The 15,263-nt window shown below is 69.4% G+C and carries 14 protein-coding genes; 5 read left to right on the top strand and 9 right to left on the bottom strand.

What is annotated here, in order from left to right:
• Positions 1-162: 162 nt before the first annotated feature.
• On the top strand, positions 163-768 hold the full coding sequence (locus NKI68_RS06475) for a TetR/AcrR family transcriptional regulator (protein ID WP_254545892.1): 606 nt from the start codon (positions 163-165) through the stop codon (positions 766-768).
• Positions 765-2,267 carry an MATE family efflux transporter gene (locus NKI68_RS06470; protein WP_254545891.1) on the top strand — a complete coding sequence of 501 codons (1,503 nt, stop codon included), beginning with the start codon at positions 765-767 and terminating at the stop codon, positions 2,265-2,267. Before NKI68_RS06475 ends, NKI68_RS06470 begins: the two co-directional genes overlap by 4 nt.
• Before the next feature lie 9 nt (positions 2,268-2,276).
• On the opposite strand, the gene NKI68_RS06465 is transcribed toward NKI68_RS06470, so the two are convergent.
• From NKI68_RS06465 to NKI68_RS06430, 8 genes are all read right to left on the bottom strand, one after another.
• The gene (locus NKI68_RS06465) at positions 2,277-3,227 is read right to left on the bottom strand and encodes a hypothetical protein (RefSeq protein ID WP_254545890.1); all 951 of its coding nucleotides are present in this window, start codon (positions 3,225-3,227) and stop codon (positions 2,277-2,279) included.
• 164 nt (positions 3,228-3,391) lie between these two features.
• Positions 3,392-6,739 carry a carbamoyl-phosphate synthase large subunit gene (gene carB / locus NKI68_RS06460; RefSeq protein ID WP_254545889.1) on the bottom strand — a complete coding sequence of 1,116 codons (3,348 nt, stop codon included), beginning with the start codon at positions 6,737-6,739 and terminating at the stop codon, positions 3,392-3,394.
• A 356-nt stretch (positions 6,740-7,095) separates the two neighbouring features.
• Positions 7,096-7,323 carry a hypothetical protein gene (locus NKI68_RS06455; RefSeq protein ID WP_254545888.1) on the bottom strand — a complete coding sequence of 76 codons (228 nt, stop codon included), beginning with the start codon at positions 7,321-7,323 and terminating at the stop codon, positions 7,096-7,098.
• A gap of 61 nt (positions 7,324-7,384) precedes the next feature.
• Positions 7,385-7,915 (bottom strand): DUF5815 family protein, encoded by a 531-nt coding sequence (locus NKI68_RS06450; RefSeq protein ID WP_254545887.1) that lies wholly within the window; start codon positions 7,913-7,915, stop codon positions 7,385-7,387.
• A gap of 109 nt (positions 7,916-8,024) precedes the next feature.
• Positions 8,025-8,270: a hypothetical protein gene (locus NKI68_RS06445; RefSeq protein ID WP_254545886.1), complete on the bottom strand. Its 246-nt coding sequence runs from the start codon at positions 8,268-8,270 to the stop codon at positions 8,025-8,027.
• Positions 8,271-8,308: 38 nt separating this feature from the next.
• Entirely contained in the window at positions 8,309-9,160 is an 852-nt protein-coding gene (locus NKI68_RS06440; RefSeq protein WP_254545885.1) for a DUF7847 domain-containing protein, read from the bottom strand.
• Between the two features lie 52 nt (positions 9,161-9,212).
• Positions 9,213-9,626, bottom strand: coding sequence for a DUF7124 domain-containing protein (locus NKI68_RS06435; RefSeq protein WP_254545884.1), 414 nt, complete (start codon positions 9,624-9,626; stop codon positions 9,213-9,215).
• An 89-nt stretch (positions 9,627-9,715) separates the two neighbouring features.
• On the bottom strand, positions 9,716-10,975 hold the full coding sequence (locus NKI68_RS06430) for an NAD(P)/FAD-dependent oxidoreductase (RefSeq protein ID WP_254545883.1): 1,260 nt from the start codon (positions 10,973-10,975) through the stop codon (positions 9,716-9,718).
• A gap of 130 nt (positions 10,976-11,105) precedes the next feature.
• On the opposite strand from NKI68_RS06430, the gene NKI68_RS06425 reads away from it, so the two are divergent.
• From NKI68_RS06425 to fer, 3 genes are all read left to right on the top strand, one after another.
• The gene (locus tag NKI68_RS06425) at positions 11,106-11,708 is read left to right on the top strand and encodes a DUF6149 family protein (RefSeq protein ID WP_254545882.1); all 603 of its coding nucleotides are present in this window, start codon (positions 11,106-11,108) and stop codon (positions 11,706-11,708) included.
• Between the two features lie 97 nt (positions 11,709-11,805).
• Positions 11,806-13,068, top strand: coding sequence for a thermonuclease family protein (locus tag NKI68_RS06420; protein WP_254545881.1), 1,263 nt, complete (start codon positions 11,806-11,808; stop codon positions 13,066-13,068).
• Between the two features lie 123 nt (positions 13,069-13,191).
• On the top strand, positions 13,192-13,833 hold the full coding sequence (fer, locus tag NKI68_RS06415) for a ferredoxin Fer (protein WP_254545880.1): 642 nt from the start codon (positions 13,192-13,194) through the stop codon (positions 13,831-13,833).
• A gap of 60 nt (positions 13,834-13,893) precedes the next feature.
• On the opposite strand, the gene NKI68_RS06410 is transcribed toward fer, so the two are convergent.
• The gene (locus tag NKI68_RS06410; protein ID WP_254545879.1) at positions 13,894-15,237 is read right to left on the bottom strand and encodes an NAD(P)/FAD-dependent oxidoreductase; all 1,344 of its coding nucleotides are present in this window, start codon (positions 15,235-15,237) and stop codon (positions 13,894-13,896) included.
• Positions 15,238-15,263: the final 26 nt, after the last annotated feature.

Raw genomic sequence — 15,263 nt, 5'->3', positions numbered from 1 at the left:
ATCGCGGCCACCGCCACCGCCGACCGTCCTCCGGGAGCGTACCGGGCGGCCGTGCGGCGGAGCAACGGGGGGCGCACCTATCGCGAACCGAACGTATTTAACTGACCGGCCAGTCAGTTAGGGTATCGAACCGGCCGGTCGATCGACCGGCCCCCCTCCACCATGACCGACGAGACGATAGACGAGATCATGGGCGCGACCTACCGCGCGCTCTGCAAGCACGGCTACGCGTCCCTGCGGATGCAGGACATCGCGGACGAGTCGACGAAGAGCAAGGCGACGCTGCACTACTACTACGACAGCAAGCACGACCTGCTCTGTGCCTTCCTCGATTACCTGTACGACTCCTTCGCCGAGCGGATCGCGGAGCCGACGGGCGAGGACCCGATCGAGGAGCTGACGGCGCTGCTCGACTACCTCCTCACCCCGAGAGACGAGAACACCCACCAGCAGTTCCAGACGGCGATCCTCGAGATCAAGGCGCAGGGACCGTACGACGAGACGTTCCGCGAGAAGCTCACGAAGTTCGACCGCCTCATGCACGACCGCATCGAGGGGGTGCTGCGGGAGGGCGTCGAGTCGGGCCACTTCGCGGCGGACGTCGATCCCGATTGCACCGCCGAGTTCCTCGTGACCGTCCTCAACGGCGCGCGGAGCCGCTACGTCGCCGTCGAGTACCCCCTCGACGGAACGCGGCGCATGCTGTGGCAGTACGTCGAGTCGTCGCTGCTCGCCGACGGGAACGGACGGGAGGTCGTCGCGGAGTGAGCGTCCGCGATCGACTCGGGTCGCTGTTCAAGGACCGGGAGGAACTCGACCTCACCTCCGGGAGCATCGCGAAGCCGCTGCTCTACCTCTCGGTCCCCATCGTCATCACGAACCTCCTGCAGACGGCGTACAACCTCGCGGACACGTTCTGGCTCGGCCAGTACAGCACCGAGGCGCTGGCGGCGATCACGTTCGCCTTCCCGATGGTCTTTCTACTCATCGCGCTCGCGCTCGGGCTGTCGGTGGCCGGGAGCGTCCTCGTCGCCCAGTACACCGGCGCGGAGGAGCCGCGGCGGGCCGAGTACGCCGCCTCCCAGACCGTCGGGTTCACCGTCGTCGTCTCCCTGCTGCTTGGCGCGCTCGGGTACGTCGCGGTCGACGATTTCCTCCGGATCCTCGGGGCGGCACCCGAGGTCGTCCCGCTGGCGACCGGTTACATGCAGGTGTACTCGCTGGGCCTGCTGTTCGTCTTCGGTTTCGCCGTGTTCGTCTCGCTGATGCGGGGCTACGGCGACACCGTCACCCCCATGCTCGTCATGTTCGGGTCGGTCGTGCTCAACATCGCGCTCGATCCGATCTTCATCTTCGGCTTCGACGACAACCCGCTGTTCGGCTACCTGGGCGCGCGCGGCCTCGAGGCGACCCTCCTCGCCCGGACCGGCTTCGCGGGGGCGGGGATCGAGGGGGCCGCCATCGCGACGGTCTTCAGCCGCGCGCTGGCGTTCGCCGTCGGAATCGGCATCATGTTCCGGGGGGAGCGTGGCGTGCGGATCCGTCTCGGGCAACTCCTGCCCGAGCGGCGGTACGCCCGGCGGCTGCTCGACATCGGGCTACCCGCGAGCGTCGAGGGGACCGGCCGCGCGCTCTCGGTGAACCTCATGCTGTTCATCATCGCCGCGTTCCCGACGACGACCGTCGCCGCCTTCGGCATCGGCACGCGGGTCTTCTCGGTGATCTTCCTCCCCGCCATCGCCTTCTCGCAGGGCGTCGAGACGATGACCGGCCAGAACATCGGCGCGCGGAACCTCGACCGCGCCGAGCGGACGAACCACTACGGCGCGAAGGTGATGCTCGTGACGCTCACGGCCCTCGGGCTCGCCATCTTCCTCGCCGCGGCCCCCATCGCGGCGGTGTTCACCGACAACCCGGCCGTCGTCGCAGTGGCGACCGACTTCCTCCGCATCACCGCGCCGACGTTCGGCTTCATCGGCGTCATGCGCTCCTACAGCGGCGGGTTCCGGGGGGCCGGGAAGACGCTCATCGCGGCCGCCGTCGCCATCGTCATGCTCGGCGTGATCCGGCTCCCGATGGCGTGGGTCGCGGCCGACGCGCTCGGCGAGTTCGGCCTCTGGGTGTCCTTCGCCGTCTCCAACGTGGCGGGCGGCGTCGTCGCCTACCTCTGGTTCCTGCGGGGAACGTGGCGCGACGCGGATCTCACGGAGGGCTTCGACGGCGCGCCGACCGTCGATGTCGAGGCCGAGGCCGCGGGCGACGACTGACGGCGGCGATCACGCCGTCGTGCCGTTCTCGACGCCGGAACTGTTCGTTCCACTGGTGTCGTTCGTTCGGCCGGAATCGCTCGCTCCGCCGGTGCTATTGCTCCCGTCGGTGCTATTGCTCCCGCCGCTGCCGTTCGTTCCACCGGGACCGTCCGTCCCGCTGGAACCGTTCGGTTCACCGGGGCCGCTGGCCCCGCTACTCCCGTTCGCTTCGCCGGAACCGTTCGCCCTGCTGGTACGGGCCGTCTCACCGGCGCTGGTCGTCCCGCCGATGGCGTTTGTCCCACTGACGCTGTTCGCCCCGCCGGTGGTGTTGGTTCCGTCGGTACCGTTCGTCCCACCGGTACCGTTCGTTCCGCCCGTACTGTTCGTCCCGTTCCCCGACGGCGTCTCCGTCGGCGTGGGGGTCGGTTCCGGCGTCGGTTCGGGGGTGGGTTCGGGCGTCGGCGTGGGCGTCGGCTCGGGCGTGGGCTCGGGGGTCGGCTCGGGCGTGGGTTCAGGTGTCGGTTCGGGCGTCTCCGTCGGCGTGGGCTCCGGCGTCGCCGTCGGCGTCCCCGTCGGCTCCTCGGTCGGCTCCTCCGTCGGTTCGGTGGTCGCCGGCGCGTCGGTCGCCGTACGGTTCGTGGTGTTGTTGGTGACGTTCGTGGTGTTGTTGGTGACGTTCGTGGTGTTGTTGGTGACGTTCGTGGCGTTGGTCGCGTTGTCCCCGCCGTCGCCGAAGAACGACGGGATGACCCAGAACCCGATGGCGGCGATGGCGATGAGGAGCACCGCGATGGCGACCACGATGACGGTGATACCGCCGATGTCCTCCAGGATCGACTCGTCGTCGCCTCCGCCTCTTCCGCCGCCGCCTCCGTCTCCGCCCCCGTCTCCGCCTCCGCCTCCGCCTCCGCGTGACGGCGAGCGCGACGATCGAGAGGCGCGCCCCGGCGTTCGGCGCGATTTGTCGGAACTCATTACCCTGACGTTAGGAGAAGCAACGGATAACGATTTTTGCCGTTCGCATCATCTGAACTACATCACGTCCGCCGCTTGACGGTGGGGGTCGGCCTCGGTCGCCGGGTCGCCGTCTCCCCGCCGTTCGCTTTGGCCTCGTCCGCCTCGGCCTACTCCGCCTCGGCCTACTCCGCCTTCGGCTGCCCCCAGCGCTCGACCCGCGTCGGGCGCTCGTCGACGCTCTGTACGTCGAGCGGGTCGTCGCGGGCGCGGATGGCGTCGAGCGCGGCCTCGGCGCTCGCCTCGGTCGAGAAGTACGTGACCGCCTCCTCGACGCACGCCTCGAGCGTCGGCCGGTCGCGCGAGACGACGAGGTCGACCTCGCCCTCGCGGACGGCCTCGCGGCGGGCCGCCGCGCCCTCGATCTCCAGCAGGTCGAAGAACTCCTCGAACCCGTCCACGTCAAGGTCGACGATGGCCGTCCCCGCGGTCGGGACGGGCCGGTTCGTCGCGTCCTGCGCCTTGTCGTAGGCCTTGCCGAAGGACCGCGCGGTCCCCATCACCTCGCCGGTGGACTTCATCTCCGGTCCGAGGCGCGGATCGGAGCCGGGCAGGCGGTCGAACGGGAGGACGACCTCCTTGACGCTGGTGTGAACGGGCACCCGCTCCTCGGCGTCGAGGTCGGCGAGCGACGCGCCCGCCATCACCTTCGCCGCGAGCTTGGCGATGGGGACGCCCGTCGCCTTCGAGACGAACGGGACCGTCCGCGAGGCGCGCGGGTTCGCCTCCAGCACGTACACCTCGCCGTCCTTCACGGCCAGTTGCACGTTCAGCAGGCCGACCGTGTCGAGCGCGCGGGCGATCTTCTCGGTCACCTCGCGGACCTCACGGTTGACCTCCCGGCCGAGCGAACGCGGCGGGATGGCGCAGGCGGAGTCGCCGGAGTGGACGCCGGCGCTCTCGACGTGCTCCATGATGCCGCCGATGAGCACGTCCTCGCCGTCGCTCACGGCGTCAACGTCGAGTTCGACCGCGTCCTCGAGGAACTCATCGATCAGAATGGGCTTCTCGGGACTGACGCGGACGGCCTCCTCGATGTAGGTCGAGAGTTCCTCGTCGTCGTAGACGACCTCCATCGCGCGGCCGCCGAGGACGTAGGAGGGGCGGACGAGGACGGGGTAACCGATGTCGTGAGCGAGTTCGAGGGCCTCCGCCTCGCTCGTCGCGGTGCCGCCGCGGGGCTGGCTGACGCCGAGGCCGTCCATCAGGCGGTTGAACCGGTCGCGGTCCTCCGCGAGGTCCATCGCGTCGACGCTCGTCCCGAGGACCTCGCAGTCGAGGCCCCGACGCCGGAGTTCAGCCTCCAGCGGCGCGCCGATGTTCACGGAGGTCTGCCCGCCGAACTGGACCATCACGCCGTCGGCCCCGGTCGCCTCGACCACGTCGGCGACCTCCTCGGCGGTGATCGGCTCGAAGAACAGGCCGTCGGAGGTGTCGTAGTCGGTCGAGACCGTCTCCGGGTTGTTGTTCACGACGTGGGCGTCGATGTGGTCTCGCGGGCGTTCCCCGCTCGAATCGTGCGAGGCGTATAGCGCCTCGCTACCCATCTCGCGGAGCGCGCGCACCGCGTGGACGGCGCAGTAGTCGAACTCGACGCCCTGGCCGATGCGGATCGGCCCGCCGCCGACCACGACGACGCTCTCCACGTCCCGGTCGACGCGGAGTTCGCCGGCGGCCGCCTCGCCCTCGTACGGCCCCCGGAACCACTCGGGCTGGCGCGAGGAGTAGTAGTACGGGGTCGAGGCGGCGAACTCGCCGGCGCAGGTGTCGACCTGCTTGTACGTGCGCCCGGGCACGTCGGCCTCCACCTCGTCGACCGTCGCCCCCGCGCCGTCGGGACGCGCCTCGGGCTCCGCGTCGTCCGGGCCGACCGTCGGGAGCCAGGAGGCGTGCGTGTCGCCGAACTCGCCGCCGGCCAGCGCCGTGATCTCGTGGTTGGTGAAGCCGGCGCTCGCGGCGGGCGCGAAGTCGCCCCGCGAGGCGGCCTCGGTGGCCTCGACGATCCGCGCGAAGCGCTCGACGTACCACGTGTGGATGCCGGTCAGCTCGACGACCTCCTCGACGGTGTAGCCGCGCTCGAACGCCTCGAACACGGCGTAGGGCCGGTCGGGCGTCGGCGTCTCCAGGTAGTCGGCCTCGAGTTCCTCGTCACCCACCGCCGCCCAGTCGACGTTCGGCTCGTACTCGCTCGACCGGAGGGCCTTGAGCAGCGACTCCTCGAAGGTCCGCCCGATCGCCATCGCCTCGCCGGTGGACTTCATCGCCGTGCCGAGCGTGAAGTCCACGTCGCCGAACTTGTCCTTGGGCCACCGGGGGACCTTCGTGACGACGTAGTCGATTGCGGGTTCGAAGGCGGCGGTCGTCTCGCCGGTGATCTCGTTTTCGATCTCGTGGAGGCGCTTTCCGAGCGCGACCTTCGCCGTCACGCGGGCGATGGGGTAGCCGGTCGCCTTCGAGGCGAGCGCGGAGGAGCGGGACACACGCGGGTTCACCTCGACGACGCGGTACTCCCCGCCCGGCGTGCCGTCGTCCCGCCAGGCGAACTGGATGTTACAGCCGCCCTGGATCCCCAGGTCGCGGATCACGTCGAGCGCCGCGGTGCGCATCTCCTGGTGGCCGTCGTCGGGGATGACCTGCGACGGCGTCACGACCATCGACTCGCCCGTGTGGATGCCCATCGGGTCGAGGTTCTCCATGTTGCAGATGATGATGCAGGAGTCGTCGGCGTCGCGCATCACCTCGTACTCCAGCTCGATCCAGCCCGCGATCGACTCGGTGATGAGGACCTCGTTGTTGCGCGAGAGGCGGAGGCCCTTGCGGACGCGCTCGTACAGCTCCTCGATGTCCTCGACGACGCCCGACCCGCTCCCCCCGAGCGTGTAGGTGGTCCGCGAGATGACCGGAAGCCCGCCGACCGACTCGACGGCCTCGTCGACGCGCTCGTGGAGCGCCGCCTCGTCGAGGTTCGTCACCGACTCGCCCTCCTCGAGCGCGATCGTCGTCGAGCGCGGGACGGGCTGGCCGATGTCCTCCATCCGCTGGCGGAAGAGGTCGCGGTCCTCGGTCGCGTAGATGGTGTCGAGGGGCGTCCCCATGATCTCGACGTCGTACTCGGAGAGGACGCCCTCCTCCGCGAGCTCGGCGGTGACGTTCAGCCCGGTCTGACCGCCCAGCCCCGCGATGACGCCGTCCGGCCGCTCCTTCCGGACGATCTCCGCGATGGCCTCGGTCGTGATGGGCTCGATGTACACCTTGTCGGCCATCTCGGGGTCGGTCATGATCGTCGCGGGGTTGGAGTTGACGAGGACGACTCGCGCGCCCTCCTCTTCGAGTGCGCGGCAGGCCTGCGCGCCGGAGTAGTCGAACTCGGCCGCCTGCCCGATCTGGATCGGGCCGCTTCCGATGAGCAGGATCGTCCGTTCCTCTGGCTCCGTCCCGGCGTCAGCCGAGCGTAGCTCGTCCTCGTCGCTCATTACACGGTCGGACTCGGTACATCGTAATAAATCCGACGAATCGCTACGAATCACGAAATCGGATTACGAATTTCGGAACGGGCGTCGGCGCTCGCGAACGCCCCCTGACGGCTACGCGGTCCGCAGCGATCCCCCTCATCGGGGCGTTTGCGGCCGTGCGTCGTTCTCACGGTTTTTGCGTGCGCACGCGAGGAATAGAACGGACGAGGAACACAGAAGCGGACGAGGAACACGAACGCGGAGTGACGGGAGACACGAACCGGCGGGGAACCGATGGGGGTACCGCCGGGGAGGACGGCACGCGGTACGCAGAACGAGTCGGGAAGCGGCGGGGAACGACGTGCCGTCGAGGGAGTTCAGTCCGTCCCGTCGATCACGCGGTAGCGATAGGGCCGGTCGCGGATGACCTCGACGTCGGTTCCCTCGCGTCTGCCGAGCACCGTGGCGACCCGGTGGGCGCTCTCGAACGACTCGCCGTGGGCCTCCAGCAGGTCGAGGATCTCACGCGCGGTCAGCGGTTCTCGGTCGTCTGCGTCCGCGAGGACGGACCGGATGCGCTCGAACTCGCCGCGGCGCGTGGGCATGTGGGTGCACACTCGGTGGGGGGTGATAACCGTTGGGCCGTACGCGTAAAGGGTTGGACGGTCACGCCGGCCGATCGAACTCGTCCTCGAAGTCGCGCTGGGCGCGGTACTCCTCGACGAACGCGCTCACGTCGAACTGGAGCATCTGCTCTTCGAACTCGGTCATCGCGCGATCGTCGCGGGCGTGGCTGACGGCGTGCTCCATCAGCTCGACGAGCAACTCGACGACGATCTCGTGCAGGCGACGGGCGTCGAAGTCGGTCACCCAGACGAGCGCGAAGCCGACGTGCCCGTCCTCGCTCGCGTCCAGGCTGACGACGGCCTCGGGGAACTCCTCCAGCACCATCCCCATGACGTGCATGGTGTCGAACTCGTCGCCCGTCGAGGTCCCGACCGTCTCGCGCAGCACCGCGACGAGGTCCTCCGGAACCCATCGACCGAGCGGGTGCATGTCCATCACGACGGCGTGCGTCGCGCCGCAGGGACAGGCGAACTCCCGCATCCCCATGTCGAGGTCGTGGACGGCGACGGACTCGCCACAGGGCAACGACAGTTCGGCTCCGCGGCCGCCCGGCACGCGAGGTTCAGACATACAGAGAGCTTACGCCGTCTCGCTGTTAAGCGCCGCGCTTGCGCGGCGGTTCGCGACGAGGCGTCGCCCGCTTCGCTCTCACCGTCGCCCTCCCCGTCTCATTCCCGTCTCATTCCTCGTCTTCTTCGTCGTCCTCGTCTCCGTCTTCTTCGTCGTCCTCGTCCTCTTCGTCCTCTTCGTCGTCATTTCCCTCGTCACCTTCGACCGAGATCTCGATCTCAACCTCGATGGAGAGGCCGTCTACCTCCAGTTCTGCCTCCGCGGTCCGCGTCTCGCCGACCTCGATCTCGAGTTCCCGCTCGTCCACTTCTACCTCCACCTCGACGTCGACGTCGACGTTCCTCCGATCTGCCATGGGCGTCCGTACGTCGGGTCGGAAGTAAGGCGTTCCGCCTACCAGGCCGGGTCGTTCCACTCCTCGGCGTCGGGCAGTCGATCGTCCGTCGCCGCGTCGCCGTCGCGCTTCGCGGCAACGAGCTGACGGTAGGCGTCGGCGACGACGGCGCTGGCGAAGACGCCGACGCCAGCGCTGACGATCGCGTTCCCCACGAGCGCGATCGGGGCCGGCAGGAGCCCGACGACGAACCCGAGGACGCCCCCGACGAGGAGCGACACGATGAGCAGCGCGAGCGCCAGCACGAATAGTTCGAGGCGGTCGCCCTTCGCGAGCGCCCAGCTACCCACGAGCGCGTCGACGAAGTTCTTGTCCTCGACGGCGATCTCCTGACGGACGAAGAAGAGGCTCACGCCGAGGAACGTCGCGAGGATGGGACCGCCGACGAGCAGCCCGAGCAGTCCGACGGAGAACCCGGCGACGATGACGAACCCGACGACGATGACCGCGACGACGCCGTTGACGACCGCGAGCGGGAGGTTCCGGGTCGGCTCGTAGAGGGTCTCGGTCGCGTCGCTGACGAACGTTCGGTCGGCGACGATGCGGGCCGCCTCGTTCAGGACGAACGCGGCGAGCGCCAGGACGACCGCCGCGCCGATCGGCATCGTGACGATCGGATCTACGCGCGGGACGCTCTGTCGGAACTCCCGGGCGGCCGCGGGGTCGCCCTGCTCGCGGGCCGCTTCGGTCGCGAGTTCGACGAACTGTCGCAGCAACTCGCTCGCGATGACGTCGCCCGCGAGTCCCGCGACGACGCCGAGCGTCGCGAAGAGGGCGAGGAGGAGCAGGCCGTTCCGCTCGAACGCGCGACTCGCTCCCTCGGACAGCGCAGAACCGATATCCAGGGCCATACCGCGTTTCGGGTCGGGAAAACGTATAAAGATTCAGGTATGTCCGTCGCCGTCAGGGCCAGTCGTCGCGCGACTCCCCGCTCGCGGTCGTCGGCTGCTCCGGGTCGCCGATCGTCCACCCCGCGGCTTCGGCGGCCGTCTCGAGCGGGAGGTACTCCCAGTCGACCGCCTCGGCGAGCGCCTCGTCCTCCGCCGAGGTGCCGACGAAGACGTGGCGGTCGGTGTCGAACTGCCGTTTGACGTTCTCCAGGCTCTCCCGCTTGCCTCGCGGGCCGGAGAAGAAGTCCTGGCGGATGCGGTTCTTGCGGGTGAAGTTCGTCACCACGTAGGTCGGCTTCTCGCTGACGACGCCGAGGTACTTCGTCCACGTCCGGGCGTCGCTGAACACCGCCTCGGGGTCCGCGAGTCGCTGTAGCGCCTCCAGTTCGAAGGCGAGCGTCATGTCTGAGGAGCCACCGCCGTTCATACGGTTCCGTAACCCGCCGCGCGCAAAATCACTTCGGTCCGAACACGGCGTGACGGGACCGATCGGTCCGAACCGCGCGGGACCCCGGCCTAGCTGGAGGCCTCGGGTGCCTCGAAGTTCTCCAGGTCGATCGTCTCCTCCAGGAGCAACTCCTTCGTCTCGCTCACGTCCACGCGGTCGCGCGCGAGTCGCTTCAGCTTCGACTGCGGCGCGAGGTCGCCGATGAGCACGCCGCCGACGACCTTGCCGTCCTTGATCGCGACGCGGCGCCACTCCGTGTCGGAGTACTTCCGTTCGACGCTGTCGTCGCCGATGGTCGGGTGGCCGAACGAGAGAAACGGGAAGTCGAAGTGCGTGATGGAGTACGAGGAGACCCACTCGAAGGTCGCCTCCTCGCCGTCGCCGTGCTGGTCGTGGACCATGTTCGTCCCCGCGATGGACCCCTGCTCCTTGGCGCTGCCCCACGCGCCGTTCTGGGCCATCTCCTCGATGAGCACGTCGTAGAAGTAGGTGAGGTCGCCGGCGGCGTAGACGTCCTCGACGTTCGTGCGCATGTGTTCGTCGGTGACGATCGAGCCGCTGTCGGTGCGCTCGATGCCGCTGCCCTGCAGGAACTCCGTGTTGTAGTTCAGTCCGATGGCGACGCCGACGAAGTCCGCGTCGAAGTGCTCGCCGTTCGGGTCGACGACGCCCGTGACGTGGCCGTCGTCCACCTCGAAGTGATCGACGCCGCTGCCGAAGACGGGCGTGACGTCGTTCTCGCGGAGCGCCCCGTGGATGATCTCCGCGCCCTCCTCGCTGAGCGCGTAGCGCCACCACGCGTTGCCGCGCATGAGGTAGTTCGCCTTCACGTCCTGCGCGCCGCAGATGGCCGCGAGGTCGATGCCGAGCAGCCCCGCGCCGATGACGGCACCCGTCTCGGCCTCCTCCGCGTGTTCCTTGATCGCCCGGGCGTCCTGGAACGTCCAGAAGTGGTGGACGCCCTCCGCGTCGCTCCCGGGGACGGGGAGCTGGGTCGGCGTGCCGCCGGTGGCGATGAGGAGCGCGTCGTACTCGATGACGTCACCCCGGTGGGTGTGGATCTCGTGGGCGTCGGTGTCGACGTCGGTGACGTGGGTGTCGAGCTGGAGGTCGATGTCGCGGTCGGTGTACCAGTTCTCGTCGTGGATCGAGATCGGACCGGCGGGCATCTTGCCCTTCGCGAACTCCTTGATGAGAATGCGGTTGTAGAGGGCCTCTCCCTCGTCGGTGATGACGGTGATGTCGGCGTCCGGGTCGGCCTCGCGGACGGTCTCCGCGGCGGAACTCCCCGCGATGCCATCGCCGATAATCACGTGCGACGTGCTCATGGCCGTCGGTTAGTCTGCCCCCTTAATGTGGATTGCTATCTGTTTAATTCGCGAGCGAAACGGGTACACTGCGCCGCCGTCCGGCGGATCTGCCGAACATTGAATACCGTCGCATTCCAAACACGTGTCGATGAAACTCCGACAGAACCCCCGTCACTGGGCCGCGAAGAAGGCGCTGACGACGCCGGGCGTCGGCGCGGTCGCCACCTACGGACTGGTGAAGCTCCACACGCGGATCTTCCTCGGGAAAGCAGCGGAGTCGCGCCGGGAGGAGCGCCGCGATCACCTGGACGGGTTCTTCGACGCCACGATGGACGCCTACGTCGCGGCGCTCTCCGCGGGCTACTCGGAGGCCGAGGCGCGCGAGATCACCCACCTCCAGGCGAACTTCGACTTCTTCAACCACGGCTGGACCGAGATGATGGAGATCCCGCCCGAGGAGTTCGAGGAGCACTACCGCCGCTACGGCGAGTTCTTCGAGCGCCACGGGATCACCATCGACGACCCGCTCGGGGAGTTCCGTCCCCCCGACGGCGTCCCCGAGGCCCCGCCGACGCCGGAGAAGCTCGACGACCCCGCCTACGAGAACGCCGTCGCGGGGTTCTCCGACGACGTGTACGTCGAGGACGGGACGGGCGACGTGACCGTCGGCGGGGGCGAGGAACCGGCGGACGTGAGCGTGCGCGACGCCCCCGGAGTGGGCGACGAGGACGATGGGGCGGACGCCGACTGACGCCCTCTCCGCCGTTCGAACACGATACCGTGACAGTCACGGATTAATGTAATTCCCACAACATATATTGTACCGGCGGGTGGTGATTCGATCGTCAATGATCGATCTCTCACGGCGGGCCGACGTGCTCGCGCTCGCGCTCGTCTGCCTGCTCGTTCTGGCCGGTTGCTCGGGGACGCCGGGGGCCAACGAGACGACCCCGGACCCCCAGCCGTCGAGCGACGACGTCGACTCGGATCCGTCGACGAACTCGACGAACTCCACGAACACGACGAACGACAGTTCGCTCGACACCGACGCGTCGTCGACGCCGGGCGGGAACGCGACGCACGGCCCGGCGACGGATGCGCCGACGGAGACGCCGTCGGGGACGGACGACGGGACCGGGACGGAGCCGTCCGCGACGGATTCGACCGCGACCGAGTCCGACGAGACCGACGGCGGATCGGACGGCGATTCGAGCGACGATTCGAGCGACGGGACCGCCGGCGACGGTGACCTGAACTGCGGCGACTTCGCGACGCAGGACGAGGCGCAGGCGGCCCTCGAACGCGATTCGAGCGATCCGAACGGGCTGGACGCCGACGGCGACGGCGTCGCCTGCGAGAGCCTCCCGGACGGATCGAACGCCGGCGCGGGAGACGGCGGCGGGTCGGACGCGGACGACGCCCCCGACTCCTCCGGGGAGACGGAGTGGACCGTCGAGGTCGTCCGCGTCGTCGACGGGGACACCTACGAGGTGCGCTTCCCCGACGGACACACCGAGGACGTCCGCCTGCTCGGCGTCGACACCCCCGAGGTCCACACCGCGACCGATCCGGCCGAGTTCGAGGGGATCCCGAACACCGAGGACGGCAGGCGGTGGCTGCGCGACTGGGGGCACAAGGCGAGCGAGTTCGCCCGTTCCCGGGTCGGCGGCGACCCGGTCCGCATCGCCACCGACCCGCGGGCCGACCGCCGCGGCTCCTACGGTCGGCTCCTCGTCTACGTCTACGAGCAGGACGGGACCAACGTGAACCGCCAGCTCATCGAGCAGGGGTACGCCCGGATGTACGACTCGTCGTTCTCGAAGCGGGACGCGTTCGCGAGCGCGGAACGGGCCGCCCAGGCCGACGACGTCGGACTCTGGAACTACGAGCCGCCGCGCACGTCGACGCCCGAACCCACGCCGGAGCCGACGCCCACGCCGACGCCCGAACCCACCCCTGAACCCACGCCGTCCGGCGGCGACGGACAGCGGGACTACGACTGCTCGGACTTCGACACCCAGTCCGAGGCGCAGGAGTACCTCACCGCCGGCGATCCGCACCGGCTCGACGGCGACGGCGACGGCGTCGCCTGCGAGTCGCTCTCGGGCTGAGCGTCCGTCGCTCCGATCGGGGGCGGCGCTCGGCTCGGTTACCGGGGACGCAGAGCGGGCCCCCGGCCGGGAATCTCGCGGTCGGGGGGAGGATTTATCCGCCTCATTTTCCTATCGCTACGTGTGAGTTCCCCGTTCGACGTTCTCGGGATCGATCCGGATGCGGACGACGACGAAATCGTGGAGGCGTACCGACGACGAGTGAAGGAGACGCACCCGGATCAGGGGGGGTCGGCGCGCGAGCTTCGTGTCGTCCTGGCGGCGTACGACCACGTTCGGTCGGGACGGGACGGCGAGATGCCGGACGCCGAGAGCGACCGCGAGGCGACCGACGAGCGGCAGGAGACCAGGGTCGAGTACCTCAACTACGAGGTGCTCGACGATCACGGCTGGGACCTCGACGACGACGAACTGTTCGAGAAGGCCTCCTCGCGGGGGCTCGATCCGGCGGACTACGGTCGGTTCCTCGTCCGACCCCACGAATCGCTCCTCGAGGCCGCCGAGAACCGCGGGTTCGCGTGGCCGTACGCCTGTCGAGGCGGGGCCTGCGCCAACTGCGCGGTCGCGATGATGGACGGGGAACTGGCGATGCCGGTCGATCACATCCTCCCCGCCGAGATGCTAGACCGCGGTATCCGGCTGTCCTGCAACGGCGTACCGGTCACGGACGAACTGCGGGTCGTCTACAACGTCAAACACCGGCCGGGGCTGGAGGAACTCCGGTTGCCGCCCCGCCCGTTCGAGCAGGCGTACCCGAAGGGGTAGCCCGCCGTCAGCCCCCGCTCCCGTCCCGCCCCCGCTCCCACTCCCGGCCCGCGACTGCTCCTAGCGACGCCCGCGGGGCGTCGCTCCGATCGCCACGCCCTCCCGCTCGATCCGGTCCGCGCACTCGTAGCCCGCCCGCACCGCGCCGTCCAGGGACCGCTCGGGGTACTGCGCGCGGCTCGCCATCCCGGCGTAGTAGACCCCCGCCGCCACCTCCTCCGCGAGGTCGTAGGGCACGACCGCGTCGAGGTACCCGCACTCGTAGACGGGGGCGGTTCGGGGGTTGCGCGCGACGCGGACGTCGGTCACCGCGCCGCGGTCGAACCGGGGAAAGAGGTCCTCGATGCCCGCGAGCCAGCGCTCGCGCAGGGCGTCGTCGTCAAGGGTCCAGCGTTCCTCCGTCAGGTCCTGCACGTAGCTCGCGACGTAGAGGAGGTGCTCGCCGCCGTAGCGCGCGGGCGGGACGAAGTTCGTGTGTTCGACGAGCGCGCCGAACGGTGCCTCGTCGGCGACGTTGAGCCAGTAGGTGTCGGTGAGCGCCTCCTCCATCGTGAGCAGGGCGCAGACCGAGCCCTGGAAGTCGATCCCGCAGGCGTAGCCCGTGAGCGCCTCCAGCACGTCGGGCATCGTCGCCACGACCACGGCCTCCACGTCGTGGGTCTCCTCGCCGTCCGGCGTCTCGACGGTCAGCGACTCGACGCGGTCGCGGTAGTCGAGTTCCGTCACCCTGGCACCCGTGACGACGTTCTCGCGGCCGACCGCCTCGACGAGCGCGTCGAGCAGGACGCCGAACCCCCCCTCGACGTAGCCCAGGACCTCCCCCCTGAGGGGGTCGCGCTCGCCGCGGAACCGGATCCGGCCGAGGAGCCAGGCGGCGCTCACGTCGTCCTTGCGCGAGCCGAACTTCGCGTCCAGCAGCGGCTCGAAGAAGCGCTCGTAGACGCCCTCCGTGGCGTGTTCGAGCAGGAACTCCCGGACCGGAACGTCGTCGAACGCCGCGAGGTCGTCGTAGGCGTTCCGCCGGGGGCGACCGCCGCGCACGTCGACGCCGAGCGTGAGCAGCCCCAGCCTGAGCGTGTCGTAGAGGCTCAGCTCCGGGTAGGCGAGGACCTCCCACGGCGCGTCGAGCGGGTAGACGGTCCCGTCGACGTAGCAGGCGTTCTTCCCGACGCGCCACTCGATCCGGTCGCCGACGCCCACCACCGTCGCGAGGTCGACGATCGCCGTCTCCGACTTCGAGAGGTGGTGGTAGAAGCGCTCGACGGGGTCGCCCGCGGTCGGGTACGTCGCGGCGAGGCCGCCGACCTCGGGGGCCGCCTCGAAGACGCGCACCTCGCGGCCCGCTCGACGCAACCGGTGGGCGGCCGCCAGTCCGGCGAGGCCGCCGCCGACGATGCCGATCATGCCGGGAGTTTCGAGGTCCGCCGTAT

Source organism: Halomarina pelagica, assembly GCF_024228315.1.
Lineage (GTDB): Archaea > Halobacteriota > Halobacteria > Halobacteriales > Haloarculaceae > Halomarina > Halomarina pelagica.
This window is presented reverse-complemented; position numbering and strand designations above follow the sequence as displayed.